13 protein-coding genes are annotated in these 15,111 nt (G+C 63.3%); 4 read left to right on the forward strand and 9 right to left on the reverse strand.

Annotated features, from left to right (window positions below; all coding sequences use genetic code 11):
- Positions 1 to 146: 146 nt before the first annotated feature.
- The gene (locus NKH78_RS02305; RefSeq protein ID WP_352737027.1) at positions 147 to 578 is read right to left on the reverse strand and encodes a hypothetical protein; all 432 of its coding nucleotides are present in this window, start codon (positions 576 to 578) and stop codon (positions 147 to 149) included.
- Positions 579 to 927: 349 nt separating this feature from the next.
- Here NKH78_RS02305 and NKH78_RS02310 point away from each other — a divergent pair, with 349 nt between their 5' ends.
- The 3 genes from NKH78_RS02310 to NKH78_RS02320 all read left to right on the forward strand — a co-directional run bounded on the left by NKH78_RS02310 (position 928) and on the right by NKH78_RS02320 (position 3,914).
- Complete coding sequence (locus tag NKH78_RS02310) at positions 928 to 2,031, forward strand: HlyD family secretion protein (RefSeq protein WP_352736959.1); 1,104 nt, start codon at positions 928 to 930, stop codon at positions 2,029 to 2,031.
- Positions 2,028 to 3,641 (forward strand): DHA2 family efflux MFS transporter permease subunit, encoded by a 1,614-nt coding sequence (locus NKH78_RS02315; protein WP_352736960.1) that lies wholly within the window; start codon positions 2,028 to 2,030, stop codon positions 3,639 to 3,641. The genes NKH78_RS02310 and NKH78_RS02315 overlap by 4 nt, the downstream gene beginning before the upstream one ends.
- 93 nt (positions 3,642 to 3,734) lie before the next feature.
- Positions 3,735 to 3,914 (forward strand): hypothetical protein, encoded by a 180-nt coding sequence (locus NKH78_RS02320; protein ID WP_352736961.1) that lies wholly within the window; start codon positions 3,735 to 3,737, stop codon positions 3,912 to 3,914.
- Between the two features lie 48 nt (positions 3,915 to 3,962).
- On the opposite strand, the gene NKH78_RS02325 is transcribed toward NKH78_RS02320, so the two are convergent.
- Both NKH78_RS02325 and NKH78_RS02330 read right to left on the reverse strand, forming a co-directional pair.
- Positions 3,963 to 4,715 carry a metallophosphoesterase family protein gene (locus NKH78_RS02325; RefSeq protein ID WP_352478321.1) on the reverse strand — a complete coding sequence of 251 codons (753 nt, stop codon included), beginning with the start codon at positions 4,713 to 4,715 and terminating at the stop codon, positions 3,963 to 3,965.
- Positions 4,708 to 5,520 carry a nucleotidyltransferase family protein gene (locus NKH78_RS02330; protein ID WP_254817010.1) on the reverse strand — a complete coding sequence of 271 codons (813 nt, stop codon included), beginning with the start codon at positions 5,518 to 5,520 and terminating at the stop codon, positions 4,708 to 4,710. Before NKH78_RS02330 ends, NKH78_RS02325 begins: the two co-directional genes overlap by 8 nt.
- 711 nt (positions 5,521 to 6,231) lie before the next feature.
- On the opposite strand from NKH78_RS02330, the gene NKH78_RS02335 reads away from it, so the two are divergent.
- Positions 6,232 to 7,095 (forward strand): hypothetical protein, encoded by an 864-nt coding sequence (locus NKH78_RS02335; protein ID WP_352689986.1) that lies wholly within the window; start codon positions 6,232 to 6,234, stop codon positions 7,093 to 7,095.
- A gap of 59 nt (positions 7,096 to 7,154) precedes the next feature.
- On the opposite strand, the gene amaB is transcribed toward NKH78_RS02335, so the two are convergent.
- The 6 genes from amaB to NKH78_RS02365 all read right to left on the reverse strand — a co-directional run bounded on the left by amaB (position 7,155) and on the right by NKH78_RS02365 (position 15,108).
- A complete protein-coding gene (gene amaB / locus NKH78_RS02340; RefSeq protein ID WP_352689998.1) occupies positions 7,155 to 8,666 on the reverse strand; it encodes an L-piperidine-6-carboxylate dehydrogenase in 1,512 nt (503 codons plus the stop codon).
- 183 nt (positions 8,667 to 8,849) lie between these two features.
- Complete coding sequence (locus NKH78_RS02345; RefSeq protein WP_352736962.1) at positions 8,850 to 10,112, reverse strand: RNA polymerase sigma factor; 1,263 nt, start codon at positions 10,110 to 10,112, stop codon at positions 8,850 to 8,852.
- The gene (locus tag NKH78_RS02350) at positions 10,109 to 10,483 is read right to left on the reverse strand and encodes a YciI family protein (protein WP_254817007.1); all 375 of its coding nucleotides are present in this window, start codon (positions 10,481 to 10,483) and stop codon (positions 10,109 to 10,111) included. The genes NKH78_RS02345 and NKH78_RS02350 overlap by 4 nt, the downstream gene beginning before the upstream one ends.
- An 81-nt stretch (positions 10,484 to 10,564) precedes the next feature.
- A complete protein-coding gene (locus NKH78_RS02355) occupies positions 10,565 to 11,686 on the reverse strand; it encodes a DNA topoisomerase IB (RefSeq protein WP_352736963.1) in 1,122 nt (373 codons plus the stop codon).
- A 118-nt stretch (positions 11,687 to 11,804) separates the two neighbouring features.
- Entirely contained in the window at positions 11,805 to 12,689 is an 885-nt protein-coding gene (locus NKH78_RS02360; protein ID WP_352689984.1) for a transglutaminase family protein, read from the reverse strand.
- A gap of 7 nt (positions 12,690 to 12,696) precedes the next feature.
- Complete coding sequence (locus NKH78_RS02365; protein ID WP_352736964.1) at positions 12,697 to 15,108, reverse strand: circularly permuted type 2 ATP-grasp protein; 2,412 nt, start codon at positions 15,106 to 15,108, stop codon at positions 12,697 to 12,699.
- Between the last annotated feature and the right edge of the window lie 3 nt (positions 15,109 to 15,111).

Genomic DNA, 15,111 nt, shown 5'->3' on the forward strand with positions numbered 1-15,111 from the left:
AACGGACGCATGGCCGCGACTAGGCGCAGCCAAGCGTCGAGGACTTTCACAATCTGCGCGGCCCGACGTGGCACGTGCCCTTCCAAGTTCGGAAGCGCTCTCCACGGCGCGGAAAGAACGCGTGTTCCGCCGTCCCTCGTACCGCGTCAATGCGCGATCAATGCCTTCAACCAGGCAACAAATCTGTTGCCGCGGACTATCCCGCGCACCCTGGCAGCGGCCCATCGCGCTTGCATCGTAGCGCCGACATGGCAATGGCAAACGATTTGGTGCAACTGCCGATCGCTCAGTTCGAAGAAGCGCTTTGCCTCACCATAGGTATCGTCCTTCAGCCCCATGGCACGCAGAACCGGATCCTCGAAGGCGACGGTGAGCGGCGTTCCAGCACCACGCGATCTGTCGCGCGCTTCCCTGTTCATATATTCGGTGCCTGGAAGCGCCCCAAGGCATCGCGTCGGGTTTTGTTCGAGAAGTTCCGCCCAACGTTCAATCCGCTGGTTTCGAGTCATCGCCGGATACGCCGCGAAGGACTCAACTTCCGCGACGGCTTGCAGTTGGTCGAGTGTTTGATGTTTCATGGTCGGCTCCTGTCGACAGGTGAATTTGCCCACGCCTTTATGAGCAATTATCGCGCCGTGGAGCGCTGACAAGGCCGGACCGCCGCAACATGAAGCATATGAATCACCTGCCCGGTGAAACGGCGCTCTAGTTCGAACGCGCCGGCACCGCTCGGTGGGTTCGATGTCGACCCGTTAACCCGACCACCGCATTCCGGACAGGAACTTTTGCGGAAGCTTGCCGTTTGGCTTTGCGTTCGCTTCGGCGGCTGCAATATCAGTCTTGAAAGCAATTCCGTTGGACACGAAGCCTCAAAGCGTCGAACGAGACGTCGAGCCTGTAAATGAAACTCGGGAGCAACCGGCCCGGGTGCGAGAATCTCGTGGGCGATCGGCACAGCCCCGGCAGGAAAAGCCCGACGGGAATGCCTCGCAGCGAAAGGCCGGTCTGCTCGGCTTTCCCAGGCGCCATCCCTATGCGGTCGCAGCGATAGCACTTGCGCTGTTGCTCGGCGCGGCAGGCATCGCGATCTGGTGGCTGAACGCTCGCCAGTACGAATCGACCGACGACGCCTTCATAGACGCGCGCACGGTGACGATCGGCGCGCAAATAGCCGGTCGCGTTACCGAGCTGGCGGTTACCGACAATCAGCATGTGCAGGCCGGCGATGTCCTCCTGCGTATCGATGACAGCGACTATCAGGCAAACCTGAAGCAGGCCGATGCCGGCGTCGCTGCGGCCGAGGCCGCAATCGTCAATGTCACCGCCCAGATCGAGGCTCAAAACGCAAAGGTGAACGCTGCCCAGAGGCAGGTTGCCCAGGCCAAGGCAGCGCTGGATTTCGCCAAGGCCGAGGATCAACGCAACCGCGAACTCCTGGCAAGGGGCACGGCAACGCAGCAGCAGGCGCAGCAGGCGGCATCGACGTTGCGTCAGGACCAGGCCGCGCTGGACAGCGCCGAGGCCAATGTCGCCTCGGCAAAAAGCCAGGTTTCGGTCTTGCAGGCACAGGCCAGGAGCGCCGAGGCTCAGCTCGAGCAGGCCAAGGCCAGCCAGGAGCAAGCCCGCACGACGCTGTCGCGCACGACTATCACAGCACCCGCAGCCGGGCGCGCAACGAGCATTTCCGCCGCGAACGGCACCTACGCCCAACCCGGCCAGGTATTGATGATGTTCGTTCCCGACGAGGTCTGGGTGAAGGCCAACTTCAAGGAGACGCAGCTCGATCTGATGCGGCAGGGACAGCCGGTCGACATCGACATCGACGCCTACCCGCACAAGTCCTTCCATGGCCGCGTCGACAGCATCCAGGCCGGCAGCGGCACCGCCTTCAGCCTCCTGCCGGCTGAAAATGCCACCGGCAATTACGTCAAGGTGGTGCAGCGCGTGCCGGTCAAGATCGTCTTCGACAAGCCGCCGGATGTGCTTCTCGGTCCAGGTCTGTCGGTGGTGCCGACGGTCAAGGTGCGATGAACGGCGAAACCGCCAGAAATCAGGGCGAAAGCCGATCCGCCGCCGGGACGCACAATCCCTGGCTTATCGCCGTCGCCGTCTCCATCGCCACTTTCATGCTGGTGCTGGACACCTCGATCGCCAATGTCGCCCTGCGCAATATCGCCGGCAGCCTGGCGGCCGGAATGGACGAAAGCACCTGGGTGATTACCACCTATCTCGTTGCCAACTCGGTGATCATCCCGGTCAGCGGCTGGCTGGCAAACGTCATCGGCCGCAAGCGCTACTACATGCTCTGCGTTGCGACCTTCACCGTCGCGTCGCTGCTGTGCGGACTGGCGCCCAACCTGGAACTGCTCATCCTGTTCAGGGTCCTTCAGGGACTCGGCGGCGGCGGCATGGCGCCAAGCGAGCAATCGATCCTTGCCGATACCTTCCCGCCAGAAAAGCGCTCGCAGGCCTTCGCGCTTTACGGCATTGCGGTCATCGTCGCACCGACGGTCGGGCCGACGATCGGCGGCTGGCTGACGGACCATTTCTCCTGGCACTGGATCTTCTTCATCAACGTGCCGTTCGGCATCCTGTCGCTGGCGCTGGTGCAGTGGCTGTTGGTCGAACCGGACGTACTCGAACGCGAACGCAAGGAACGGCTGAAAGGCGGCCTGAAGATCGATGGGGTCGGTTTCGTCCTGGTCGCGATAGCCTTGGGGTGCCTGGAGATCTTTCTCGACCGGGGCCAGCGCTACGATTGGTTCGACTCGAATTTCATCACCACTTTCGCAGTGATTTCCGCGATCGCGTTCCTGCTGCTTATCCCATGGGAAATCAGTCGCAGCGATCCGGTCGTCGACATGCGCCTATTATTCACGCGCCAGTTCGGCACGGCGTTCCTGGTCATGATGGCGGTCGGTGCTATCCTGTTCAGCACCACCCAGATCGTGCCGCAGCTGCAGCAGACGACATTTGCCTACACCGCGACGCTCTCGGGCCTTTCGATGATGCCGGGCGGCATCGCCATGCTGATCTTGATGCCGGTGTCCGGATTTGTAGGCAGCATCGTGCAGCCCAAATATCTGATCATGATGGGCATGTCGGTGGTCGCAGTGGCCCTTTGGCATATGACCGCGCTTACTCCGGACGCCAGCTTCCGCTTCTTTGCCTTTGCCCGTGTTTTCCTGATGGTCGGGCTGCCGTTCCTGTTCATTCCCATTTCAACCGCGGCCTATGTCGGCCTGCCCCCGCAGAAGACCAACCAGGCATCGGCGCTGATCAACGTTGCACGCAATATCGGCGGCAGCATCGGCGTCTCGCTGTCCAATACCGTCATTTCGCAAAGCTCCCAGATCCATCAATCGAATCTGGTCGGCCACACCGTGCAATCGTCGCCCGCCTATCAGCAGGCGCTTCGGCAGGCGACTGAGCATTTCGTCGCCCAGGGTTCGCCGATGGTCGAGGCGAAGCAGCAGGCGATCGGCTGGCTTGGTCAGTTGATCGCCCGCCAGGCAACGCTGCTCGCCTATGTCGATGTCTTCCGCTACTGCGCGGTGGCAACCGCCCTGCTGGTTCCGCTGGCGCTGCTGCTGCGGTCAAGCAAGTCGGGTGGCAGCCAGCCGAATCCCGAAATGGGCTGACCGGCAAGTGCGACGGTGTGGTTTTCCAAAAACGCGCAAGCCGGGAACCAGCCGACCCGCTGCGTTGTTCTGCGCCAAGAGGAGATGATTACGATGGCCACTATTCCCACACCCGAGCCGATACCGACGCCGGTGCCACCGCCTCCCATTCCCGATCCCAAGCCCGTGCGTGAGCCGGACCCCGACAGGCTCCCCGACGAGGACCCCGTTCCCAACCCGGATGAAAACGACATTCCACCGAAGCGGACGGCTTTTAGCCGGCAATTGCCGTGATCGTTCTGCAGTGTGTACTGCGATTGCCTGCGCCAGTGGCGCCGCCTGTCAGATTTCGAGCATGGCGTAGGGGCGGCCGGTCGGCTTGGCGACATGCATGGCAACGTTATAGACCGACGCCCCGCCCGGCGTGCGGCCCTCGTAAGCGCCGCGATGCGCATGACCATGCACAACCGCGCTGACCTGGAACCGGTCTATCGTCTCGGCCAGACGTGACGAACCGAGAAACGGGAAGATCTCCAGCGGCTCGCCTTCGACCGTCTCGACGACAGGCGCGTAGTGCAGAACGACCAGCGTGCGTTTGGCGCGGACCTGCCGCATCGCGTTTTCAAGCCGCATCGCTTCGTTCACGCTTTCCGCCACCATCGACTTGATGGCCGGTTCGCCGAAGGAGCCGAGCATGCGCGACCCGAAACCACCAACGAAACCCTTGACCCCCACGAACCCGACCTCGTGAATCTCTGTCGCCTCGCCGTCGAGGAGGTGAACGCCCGCCTGGCGCAGAATATCGGTAACCTGCTCGACGGCGCCCGACTCATAGTCGTGGTTGCCAAGCACGGCGACGACCGGGATCGTGCAGGCACGCAGTTCCTCGGCAAGGATTTCGGCCTCCCTAGGCTTGCCGAGATTGGTAAGGTCGCCCGTCAGCACGAGAACCTGGGCTTCACGCGACATCTCGCCGAAAAGGTCGCGGTACGAGGCCTGGTCCTCCTTGCCGACATGCAGATCGCCGATGGCGGCGACCTTGAGAGTGCCGCCATTTTCCGCCTTTGCCGAAGCAGATTCGAGCCCGTCAGCCATCGCTATATTCTCCTTCACCGCCGACGTCGGCAAAGCCCCATTGCTTGACGTCGATCTCATAGTCGGTTCGTGAAAGCATGCGCCCGCGGCAGATCCGCATCCGGGAAGGCGGCAATTCGCGCTGCTTGGCCAGCCGGTCAAGCAGTTCGTCGAGCAGCCACGCGGGCACCCGGTCGCGCTCCGTCGGATAGATCCATCGGAAGTTCAAGAGATGCATCAGCAGAACTTCCCAATGGACTTCCATGTAGGAAAGCAGCCTTTGCCAGTCGATCTGGTCGTGCGCCTTGAGGATGGTATGCGCGACGTCGGCCCCATCGTGGCGGCCGCGATCCTGGATGAAGCATTTGGACCAGATGAGCTCGGTTGGGCCGATGATCCGCACCTGGCTGCCCAGCAATTCGGCTTGGCGAGCATGCTCCAGCCACTGGTCGTCGACAGGCATTGTGCCGTTCATCGAGGTGAAGATGACGTCGAAAAAATGCGTGCCCTTGAACACTTTGCCCAGCCACCGGTCGTCCTCGACCACGACGGCGTAGCCGATCTGCTTGAAATGGGCGAGGATGCGCGCGCAGTCGCCGGCCTTGCAGAAAATGTCCAGATCCTTGGTCGGGCGGGTGATCCCGGTATAAGCGCTTACGGCATAGGTGCCGGCGACGAGAAAGGGGATGCCGGTCGCGACAAGCTCGCGGATCGCTTCGATATAAAAGACCTCCGCTTCGGCGTTGCGAGGCGTCGGGGCGGCTTTTGGATCGACCGACGGAACTGATGCCGGGATGGCGCTTTTCGGTGGGGGATCGATGATCATAAGCAATGGCTCCTGGCCCGGCAGACCAGCAGCCGCCTGTATCTAATAGCCAAGCCTGCCCGATGGTTCCCGCCTGCTGCATCAGGCCGACACGCCGCCGTGGCCGGCCTTCGAAGCGGCTATGGGCGAGGTTGCGGCGGCGGCCATAAAAAGAAAAAATATGTGAGCGGCTACTTTTGGAGTCAAAATCGCAGCGCGGTCGGCCTCAAACGCGTCGAGATCGGCTCAAACGCGTCGAGGCGGAGTGGACCCCGCCATCCTCCGGTCCAGCAAGGATTGGCTTCAACATGGTTCCGGAGCTGTCGGAGGCCCTGCGCACCCGGCTTAACAGCCACTTGAGCGCCCGTAGCCAAACCGACTCTGTTTTTCGGAACGCTGCAGGCGGCGTGGCGAAAAGCCCATTCTCCATTTTGTAATTCCTCACTGTCTCAGTCCAATCAGCGTTCTTCAACGAGCAAAACTGGTGTTGGTTCCGCCTCGCCGTCGGGGAATGCGGGCTGGCCAGGCGAAGCCACCATTATGGGTTCAAGCAGGCTAGTCTCGCGCGGCAAGATCAGCGCCTCGCGAGATCGCATCCTCGGCGACCAAGTCGCGTAATTGCTAGCCGGCGGGATTCAGCTCGTATCCTGATGTGCCGGCTCTGGACACGGTCCGCGAAGGCTGAAATTGTGACCGGTATTTCCAGTTGCAAATTTGGTTGGGCTCGGCGGGATGGCGCTGGTTTCTGAAGATATTGCCAGCCATCCGGCATTGCGTCGGCACGTCCAGGCTCAGTCGCGGGCGCTGCTCCAGACCTATGAAGCGAACCCGCGGCTGGCTTCGGTGTTCGCCACGCAACAACGCTGGCTGATGGCCCATATCGGCCTTGCCTTGTATTTCGATCGAGAGCCGGACGACCATCGCAAGGGACTTACGTCCGCACGGTTCATGGACGGAATCCGCCGGCATTCGGTGGCCAGCCGCAACACCGCCGATGCCTTCCTGAAGGAGATGCTGCATTACGGTTTCATCCGGCATCTGCCGATTAAATACGGGCGCATCCGCCCCTTTGAGCCGGTCGCGGGCACTCTGGAGACGGTTGCCGGCTGGGTCATGGCTCATCTGAAAACGCTGGACAGCCTGGACGGTGGATCTCGACTGGCTGCATTCGTCGCACAACCGGACGTGCTCGCCAAACTGCAGCCGCTGGTGGCCGACGGCCTGCTTTCGTCGCATGCCGTGCGCGAGCCAAGACAGACTTTTTCCTTGTTCACCTGGCTCGACAATGGCGGCATCGTGATGGATTGGCTGATGTCCGGCGTCGATCCCGATCATGCCGACCTGGACCGAATTCCGACCGGTGTCGTCTCAATCGGAGATTTCGCGAACTGGCTCAAGCTTTCCCGGACCCACCTTTCACGCAAATTGCGCGATGCGGAGGAACTCGGCAGCATCGGCTGGCTGGGCCAGCGCGGTCATTCGGTCATGTGGGTGTCGAGCGAGTTCTATCAGGAATACATGACCGCCCAGGCGGTCAAGCTCGCCATCATCGATTCAGCCTTCGACAATTGTGTTGTAACTCCCGACGCCAGCTGAACCGCAAGCCGAACGCCGTCGTGGCGGCCTTGGCGCCGCCGCGACGGAGGTCTGGCATTTCAATCGATGTCGAACGACACGCCCTGCGCAAGCGGCAGCGCCTTGGAATAGTTCACCGTATTGGTAGCGCGCCGCATATAGGCCTTCCAGGCATCGGAACCGCTCTCGCGGCCGCCGCCGGTTTCCTTCTCGCCACCGAAGGCGCCGCCGATCTCGGCCCCTGACGTGCCTATATTGACGTTGGCGATGCCGCAGTCCGATCCGTCGACGCTAAGAAAGCGCTCGGATTCCTGCAGGTCGCGGGTAAAGATCGACGATGACAGCCCCGCTCCCACCGCATTGTGTTCTTCTAGCACGGCGTCGAAGTCCGAATATTTCATCACGTAGAGGATGGGCGCGAAGGTCTCCTCCGTCACTGGCGAAACCTGCCGCGGCATTTCGACCAGCGCCGGACGCACATAGTAGGCCTCGGGATGGCCGTTCTCGACCCGCATTCCGCCGGTTATCTTACCGCCATGCGAAGCCGCCTCCTCCAGCGCCTTCTGCATATTCTTGTAGGCAGCCTTATCGATCAGCGGGCCGACCAGAGCGCTTGTCTCCAGCGGATTGCCGACCGAGACGCTTCCATAGGCCTTCTTCAGGCGCGGAACGAGCTGGTCGTAGACGCTCTCATGCACGAACAGGCGCCTGAGCGTCGTGCAGCGCTGGCCGGCCGTGCCCATGGCGCCGAAGGCGATTGCGCGGAGCGCCATGTCGAGATCGGCCGTCGGGCAGACGATGCCGGCATTGTTGCCGCCGAGCTCCAGCACGGCACGGGCAAAGCGCTTCGCCAGCCGTGGTCCGACGTCCCTGCCCATGCGCGTCGAGCCGGTCGCCGAGACCAGCGGCACCTTGGGATGATCGACCAGGATCTCGCCGACGGCGCGATCGCCGATCAGAACCGGCGCCAGCCCCTTCGGCGCATCGCCGAAACGCTCTGCTGCACGCTTGAAGATCGCTTCGCAGGCGAGCGCCGTCAGCGGTGTCTTCTCGGACGGCTTCCACACCACCGCGTCGCCGCAGACCAGCGCAAGTGCTGCGTTCCACGACCATACCGCGACCGGAAAGTTGAAGGCCGAGATGACCCCGACGACGCCGAGCGGATGCCAGGTTTCCATCATACGATGGCCGGGACGCTCGGTGGCGATGGTCAGGCCGTACAGTTGCCGGGAAAGACCGACGGCGAAATCGCAGATGTCGATCATCTCCTGCACTTCGCCAAGACCCTCGGATGGGATCTTGCCGACTTCGATCGATACCAACCGGCCAAGCTCGGCCTTGTGTGTGCGCAATTCCTCGCCGAGCAGCCGTACCAGTTCTCCACGCTTGGGAGCTGGCACCTGCCGCCACGCCAGGAAAGCTTTGTAGGCATTGTCGATGGTCGTCGCCGCATCGGCCGGCGAGATGGTCTTCAGCGCGGCGATCTGCTCGCCGGTCACCGGGCTGCGCACGATGAGGTCGCCGCCCGTGAGCGCGCCTTCGGCAACGCCCAGTTTCGCCAGAAGCCCGGCCGTTTCCTTCGCAATCGTCATTTTCATCCCTTTCAGATCCCGTCGCTCATATGGCGTCGGTCCAAGCCTGGCGCCATACCCGCCCCCTGCCGGTTGGCACACCAGGCGCTGTCATGGCGTGGCATTACTCGTTTCAGGGAAAAATCGCCACCCCGGCATGGTCTAAGCAAAGGTCAGACCGTTGAACCAGGCGAAGGCGTCGGATCAATGCGCCGTTTGCTTGGCGCCTTCTTTCATCAGCCGGTCGATATGCATGCGGATATGCGCTGCCTCGGCGGCCGTATTGGCAAGCGCGATGGCGCGGTCGAAAGCGACGCGCGCCTCCTCGCCGCGGTCAAGCTGCATCAGCAGTCCGCCCTTGAGGCCGAAGAAATGGAAATAGCCGGAAAGCCGCCCCTCCAGCGGCTCGATCATGTCGAGTGCGGCTTCCGGTCCACGCACCTTGGAGACCGCGACGGCGCGGTTGAGCGTCACCACCGGCGACGGCTGCATCTGCTCGAGCAAGCCGTAGAGCAGGTCGATCTCGTTCCAGTCCGTATCCTCGGGCTTTTCCGCCCGCGCATGCAGTGCGGCGATCGCAGCTTGCACCTGGTACGGACCGGGCTTGCGATGGCGCAACGCCTTATCGACCAGCGCCAGGCCTTCATCGATCATCTTGCGGCTCCACAGGCTGCGGTCCTGGTCTTCGAGCAGCACGATCTCGCCGTTCTCGTCGAAGCGGGCAGGCGCGCGTGCATGCTGCAGCAGCAACAGCGCCGTCAGCCCCATGATCTCCGGCTCGGTCTGGAACAGCCTGAGCAGCAGCCGGGCCAGCCGGATCGCCTCTTCGCAAAGCGGCGCACGCGCCGATGCCTCGCCGCTGTTGCTGGAATAGCCTTCGTTGAAGATCAGGTAGACCATGGCGGCGACGGCGGCGAGGCGTTCGGAGCGCTCGACCGCTCCCGGTGTCTCGAACGGCACCCCGGCGTCGGCGATGCGCGCCTTAGCGCGCGTGATACGCTGCTCCATGGCGCTCTCACCGACGAGGAAGGCGCGCGCGATCTGCTTGACCGTCAGGCCGGAGACGATGCGCAACGCCACCGCGATCTGCTGTGTGGCCGGCAGGTCGGGATGGCAGCAGATGAACAGCAGCCGCAAAATATCGTCACGGTAATGCGCCCCGTCCAGCCGCTCGGCGACGTCGCTCTCGGCATCTTCCAGGTCGGAGATCTGGTCCTCCTCCGGCAGCGGCGCCTGCTTGGCGCGCTTGCGCACCGCATCGATGCCGCTGTTGCGGCCGACGAAGATCAGCCAGGCTGCCGGATCGCGCGGCGGGCCGTTTTTCGGCCAGTTGTTCAGTGCCCTCAGGCAGGCGTCCTGGAATGCTTCCTCCGCCGCGTCGAGGTCGCGGAAGTAGCGCAGCAATGCCCCCATCACCTGCGGGCGAGCGGTGCTGATTGCCGTGCTGATCCAGGCGAGTTCGGTCATGCGGAAACCTTGGCGGGATTGAAGAGCGAGACCGGCCGGATTTCATAGGAGCCGCCGCTCGGGTTGACCTCGGAAAGCTCACGCGCGAAGTCGACCGCCTCATCGAGGTCGGCGCATTCGAGCGTGTAGAAGCCGAGGAACTGTTCCTTGGTTTCGGCAAACGGGCCGTCGATGACGATCGATTCGCCCTTGACCTTCCTCAGCGTCGTCGCCGCGGTCGTCGGCAAGAGCCGCGCCACCGGGCCAAGGCGGCCCGCCTGGGCATATTTTTCCTGCACACCCAGAAGTTTTTCCATGACGGCATCGTCCTGCTCCTTGCTCCAGGAGCAGACGACGTCTTCAGAGGCATAGCAGAGGATCGCGTAGAGCATGGTTCGTCCTTTTCTCAAAGGACGAAACACTAGGACCGATGCCGACATGGCGTCGACAAAAAAATACGCCGCGGTCCGACGTCAGCTTTCTCTCGCCTTCAGCCATCTCAAGACCAGGGCCTCCTCGTCGTCTAGCCCGGCGACCGAGCGCTTGCCTTTGTTGGCATCCGCCATTTCGTCGAGCAGCCGTCCTTCGGACCAGGCGCGGAAGACCTCCGGATGAATATAGCATTGGCGACAGACCGCGCGTGTGTTGCCAAGCCGCTCGGCAACCTTGTCGATGACATTGTTCATCACCCGCTTTTGCTGCGCCTGGCTTTCGGGACGTTCGGTTTGGGCAAACAGCGACGCGGCATGAATGGTGCCACCCCAGGTTCTGAAGTGCTTGGAACTGAACTCCGCTCCGGCGTGTTCCCTGATATAGCGGTTGACGTCGTCTGAGCGCACCGGACGCCTGTTTCCGTCCTCGTCGAGATACTGGAACAACTTCTGCCCCGGCAGGTCCTGCGCTCCACGCACGACCTTGGCAATCCGGCGATCGACAAGCTTCAATCTCCATTCCTTGCCGGATTTGCCGATGAAGGCGAAGCGCAGGCTCGAGCCCTTGATGTCGACATGGCGGTCGCGCAGCGTGGTCAACCCAAAACTCTTATTGTCGCGCGCGTAGGCGGCATTGCCGACACGGATCATCGTGTTGTCGAGCAGCCAGACGATAGCCGAAACGACGCGTTCCAGCGGCAGGCCGTGACGGCGCAAATCGACGTCGATCTGCCGCCGCAGTTCGGGCAGGCTCTCGGCGAAGGCGACCAGGCTCGAATATTTGACGCCGTCACGCTCCTCCGCCCAGTGCGGGTGATAGCGGTATTGTTTGCGTCCACGCTGGTCCCTACCGGTCGCCTGGATATGACCATCGGAATCCGGCGAGATCCAGACGTCCGTCCAGGCCGGGGGGATGGCGAGCGCCTTGATGCGTGCCAGCGCCTCCCCGTCGACAATCCGCCCGTCGGGTCCTTTGTACGAGAACCCCTTGCCCGAACGCAGCCGGCGAATACCGGGTTCAGTGTCGGTGACATAATTGAGCGAGGCCCGAACGGCCGAGGCTTGCGCGCCATTCTCCAGCGCCCCGTTCCGCGGCACCCCGTTCTTTGGTGCAGCTTTCCTCACAGCCGATCGGCCAGACGACGACTCGGATTTGTCGAGCATGTCCTCTCCACGGAATTTCCGTAGATAAGCCGCTTGCCGGCTGCGGGTTCCACCGCCTCTTGATCTCTTGGTTCCAGAACAGCCTATCGACGTCGCCGTGCAACGAAGACATGCGTCATCACGCCTTTTCGAGCACGACCGGTATGACGTCGACCGCCTGTTCGCCGACCTGCCCGCCCGTGGTTTTCAACACGCCGACGATCGGCGCCACATCGGAGTAGTCGCGGCCGTAGCCGACCGTGATATGGTCGTTGCTTGCCCGCATGCCATTGGTCGGATCGAATTCCTGCCAGCCGGCATCGCGTCCGCACCACACCTTGACCCAGGCATGCATGGCGTCGGCGCCTTCGAGCCGCGGCTTTCCGCGCGGCGGGATGGTGCGCAGGAACCCGCTGACATAGCCGGCAGGAATGCCGAGGCCGCGCAGGCCGGCGATCATGATGTGGGAAAAATCCTGGCAGACGCCGCGCTTCAGGCCGAAGGCGTCGCTGGCCCGCGTCTGCACGGTGGTCGCCTCGCCGTCATAGGTGAAATCGCGGTGAATGCGGTTGCACAGAGCCATGGCCGTGCCGACTGTCGAACTGCCGGCACTGTCTTTCGCATAGGCAGTGATTGCCGGGTCGATGCCGGCATGATCGCTGGTGGCCAGAAAGTGATGCGGCGACGCCGGCGCCAGCGAGTGCACGGCGCCGAGTTCTTCCCTCAGCCGGCGTATGTCCGGCGATACGTCGAGCCCGGGCTCCGGCCGCGACACTGAAACACGCGCGCTCATCCTGATGTCGAGCGCATCATGCGCGTCACGAAAGGCGATCGAGGTGACACTGTTGCCGAAAAAGTCGGAAAAGTCGGAGCGTTCGCTGGGCGCCGGCACAAAAGACAGTGAAGCGGCGACGACGCGCTGCACGCCAGGGATGGTCGGCGGCAGCACGCGCACCTGATGGCGGCCGCCACCGGCCGCCGCATCATAGTCGTAACGCAGGTGAAGCCTGATGTCGTAGAGCATGCTGTCTCTACCCGAAATAGGCTTTGGCGAGGCTGTTGTAGAGCCCGCCGATTTCATTGGCGAGATCGCCGAGGGCCTCGGCCGTCATGTCCGAGGGCTCCTTGATGGCGATCGACGTGTTGAGCTGCAGAATTTCCTTGGCCGCCGGCGACATATGGCCTTCAGCCCCGACGGAGGGCAGCAGCGCGATTTCGGCTTTCAGCCGTTCGAGCTGGAAAAGGATCGAGCGTGGGTTGAGCGGATCGAGCGCCAGAAGGTCGACCACGGTGCGCCGCCCCGCCTGCACCGGATATTGCCGACGGTGCGTCATGACGCTGTCGCCGATCTCCAGCATCATGTCGAGTGCGCCTTCAGGCGCCTGGGCTCTGGTCAGCCGCGCGAGCGTGCGGGCGATCTGGATGCCGCGTTCGAGCCTGCGACCGATTTCGAGGAAACGCCAGCCGGCAAAGCGGTACATGTTCTCGTGCAGCAGACCGGAAAACCCGGCCAGCTTGCGCAGGATCACCGTCATTGCCCTTGTCGCGTCATCGCCCGGCGCCACCGTGGCGGCAAATTGATGGATGGTCTTCGACAGATCCTTCAATGCCAGCCAGCCATCCGGCGAGAAACGGTCTCGGATTTGTCCGGCACTGTACACGGCGCTGTCCAGGGTGCTGATGAGCCCCAATGGGATTGCCGTCTCGACATCGATGCCGAACGGCGCGAGATGGTCCCTGATATCGGCGAGCAGCGGCATCTCGGGATCGGATGTCTCGGCCAGCCGCACATGGTAGGCGCGCAGGATGCGCACCGTGTCTTCCGACCGCTCGATATAGCGCCCAAGCCATGTCAGGTTTTCCGCCGCGCGGCTGGGCAGGCTGCCTGGCAAGGTTCGGGTAAAGCTGTCGTGCTCCTGCGGCAGCAGCGTCTCGCGCTCCACCGGCCTGTCGCTGACCACCCAGACATCCGCCGCCTGGCCGCCGCGCTGCATGGCGATGGCCGTCGGGTCGAGCGAAAAGCCGACACGGGCAAAACCGCCCGGCATCACGGTCCAGCCTTCCGGCGTGCGCGCCAGATAGACGCGCAGGCTGGCCGGCCGCGGCTCCAGCCAGCCGCCGACATAGACCGGGGTGGTCGACAGCGTCACCGCTTCCTGGCCGACGAAGTCGCCGCCGTCCCGTTCGATCCGGGCGACGAGTTCGGTCCGCTCCTCGACCGACAGCGCTGACCCGAGCTTGGTCGAGCCGTCATCCTCGAAGGCGAGCCGCGTCGACAGCGCCGGACCGATCACCATGCTATCGATATTGGCGAGCACATGCTCGCGCTCCGCCTCCTGCCCGCACCACCACGTCGCGACGGTCGGCAGCAGCAGCTCCTCATTGCGCAGGGCGCGCGAAATCTTCGGCAGGAAGGCGAGCAGCGCGCGTGTCTCCATCAGGCCGGAGCCCAGCGCGTTGACGGCCGAAACCGCCCCCTGCCGGACCGCTTCGACCAGCCCCGGCGTGCCGATCTGCGAGTCCGGCCGCAGTTCGAGCGGATCTGCGAAGGCGGCGTCGAGCCGCCGCCACAAGACGCTCACCGGCATCAGCCCCGAAACCGTGCGCACCATCAGCCTGCCGCTCGAGACAGTCAGGTCCTCGCCCTCGAGCAGCATGATGCCGAGATAGCGGGCGATATAGGCATGTTCGTAATAGGTTTCGTTCAGCGGTCCCGGCGTCAGGATGGCGACACGGCCACCGGCTTGCTTGGCCATGCCGATCAGCGCATCGCGAAAACGGCGGAAGAAGCCGGCCAGGCGGTGCACATGCATCTCGCCGTAGATGTCGGACAGCGCCCTTGTGGTGGCGACGCGGTTTTCCAGTGCGAAGCCGGCGCCAGATGGGGCCTGTGTGCGGTCGCCAAGCACCCACCAGCGGCCGTCCGGGCCACGACCGAGCTCGAAGGCGCAGAAATGCAGGAAATGGCCGCTGGCCGGCCTGGTGCCGACGACCGGCCGCAAATATTCCGGGCTGGCCGCGATCAATCCGGCCGGCAGAATGCCTTTCTCGACCAGCCGGTTCGGCCCGTAAATGTCGGCGATGGTCTCCTCGAACAGATCGGCGCGCTGGATCAGGCCGGCGCTGATGTCAGCCCATTCCTGCTCCTCGATCAGCAGCGGCACATGTGCCAGCGGCCATTCCCGCTCGTTGGCGCCGGCCTTGTCATAGACGCGGTAGTAGACGCCGGCGTCGCGCAGGTATTGGTCGGCGCGGGCGAAGCGCTGGGCAAGCTTTTCCGGCCCCAGGTCCTCCAGCGCCTCGATGAAGTGCCGCCAGGCCGGCCGCGGATTGCCCGACGCATCGACCATCTCGTCGACGACGCCGTCGATCGGCTGGTAGTGCTCCAGCAGACTGTGGGTCTGCGGCTTGCTGCGCAGCCTTTTGTGATTCCCCTTCGCCATGGC

Origin of the sequence: Mesorhizobium sp. M0910 (assembly GCF_040319465.1) — a bacterium.
Lineage (GTDB): Bacteria > Pseudomonadota > Alphaproteobacteria > Rhizobiales > Rhizobiaceae > Mesorhizobium.

Excerpts from the sequence above, each read along its gene's own strand:
- NKH78_RS02305 (WP_352737027.1), bottom strand. The coding sequence starts at position 578 with ATGAAACATCAAACACTCGACCAACTGCAAGCCGTCGCGGAAGTTGAG.
- NKH78_RS02315 (WP_352736960.1), top strand. The coding sequence starts at position 2,028 with ATGAACGGCGAAACCGCCAGAAATCAGGGCGAAAGCCGATCCGCCGCC.
- NKH78_RS02320 (WP_352736961.1), top strand. The coding sequence starts at position 3,735 with ATGGCCACTATTCCCACACCCGAGCCGATACCGACGCCGGTGCCACCG.
- NKH78_RS02325 (WP_352478321.1), bottom strand. The coding sequence starts at position 4,715 with ATGGCTGACGGGCTCGAATCTGCTTCGGCAAAGGCGGAAAATGGCGGC.
- NKH78_RS02330 (WP_254817010.1), bottom strand. The coding sequence starts at position 5,520 with ATGATCATCGATCCCCCACCGAAAAGCGCCATCCCGGCATCAGTTCCG.
- NKH78_RS02335 (WP_352689986.1), top strand. The coding sequence starts at position 6,232 with ATGGCGCTGGTTTCTGAAGATATTGCCAGCCATCCGGCATTGCGTCGG.
- amaB (WP_352689998.1), bottom strand. The coding sequence starts at position 8,666 with ATGACGATTGCGAAGGAAACGGCCGGGCTTCTGGCGAAACTGGGCGTT.
- NKH78_RS02345 (WP_352736962.1), bottom strand. The coding sequence starts at position 10,112 with ATGACCGAACTCGCCTGGATCAGCACGGCAATCAGCACCGCTCGCCCG.
- NKH78_RS02350 (WP_254817007.1), bottom strand. The coding sequence starts at position 10,483 with ATGCTCTACGCGATCCTCTGCTATGCCTCTGAAGACGTCGTCTGCTCC.
- NKH78_RS02355 (WP_352736963.1), bottom strand. The coding sequence starts at position 11,686 with ATGCTCGACAAATCCGAGTCGTCGTCTGGCCGATCGGCTGTGAGGAAA.
- NKH78_RS02360 (WP_352689984.1), bottom strand. The coding sequence starts at position 12,689 with ATGCTCTACGACATCAGGCTTCACCTGCGTTACGACTATGATGCGGCG.
- NKH78_RS02365 (WP_352736964.1), bottom strand. The coding sequence starts at position 15,108 with ATGGCGAAGGGGAATCACAAAAGGCTGCGCAGCAAGCCGCAGACCCAC.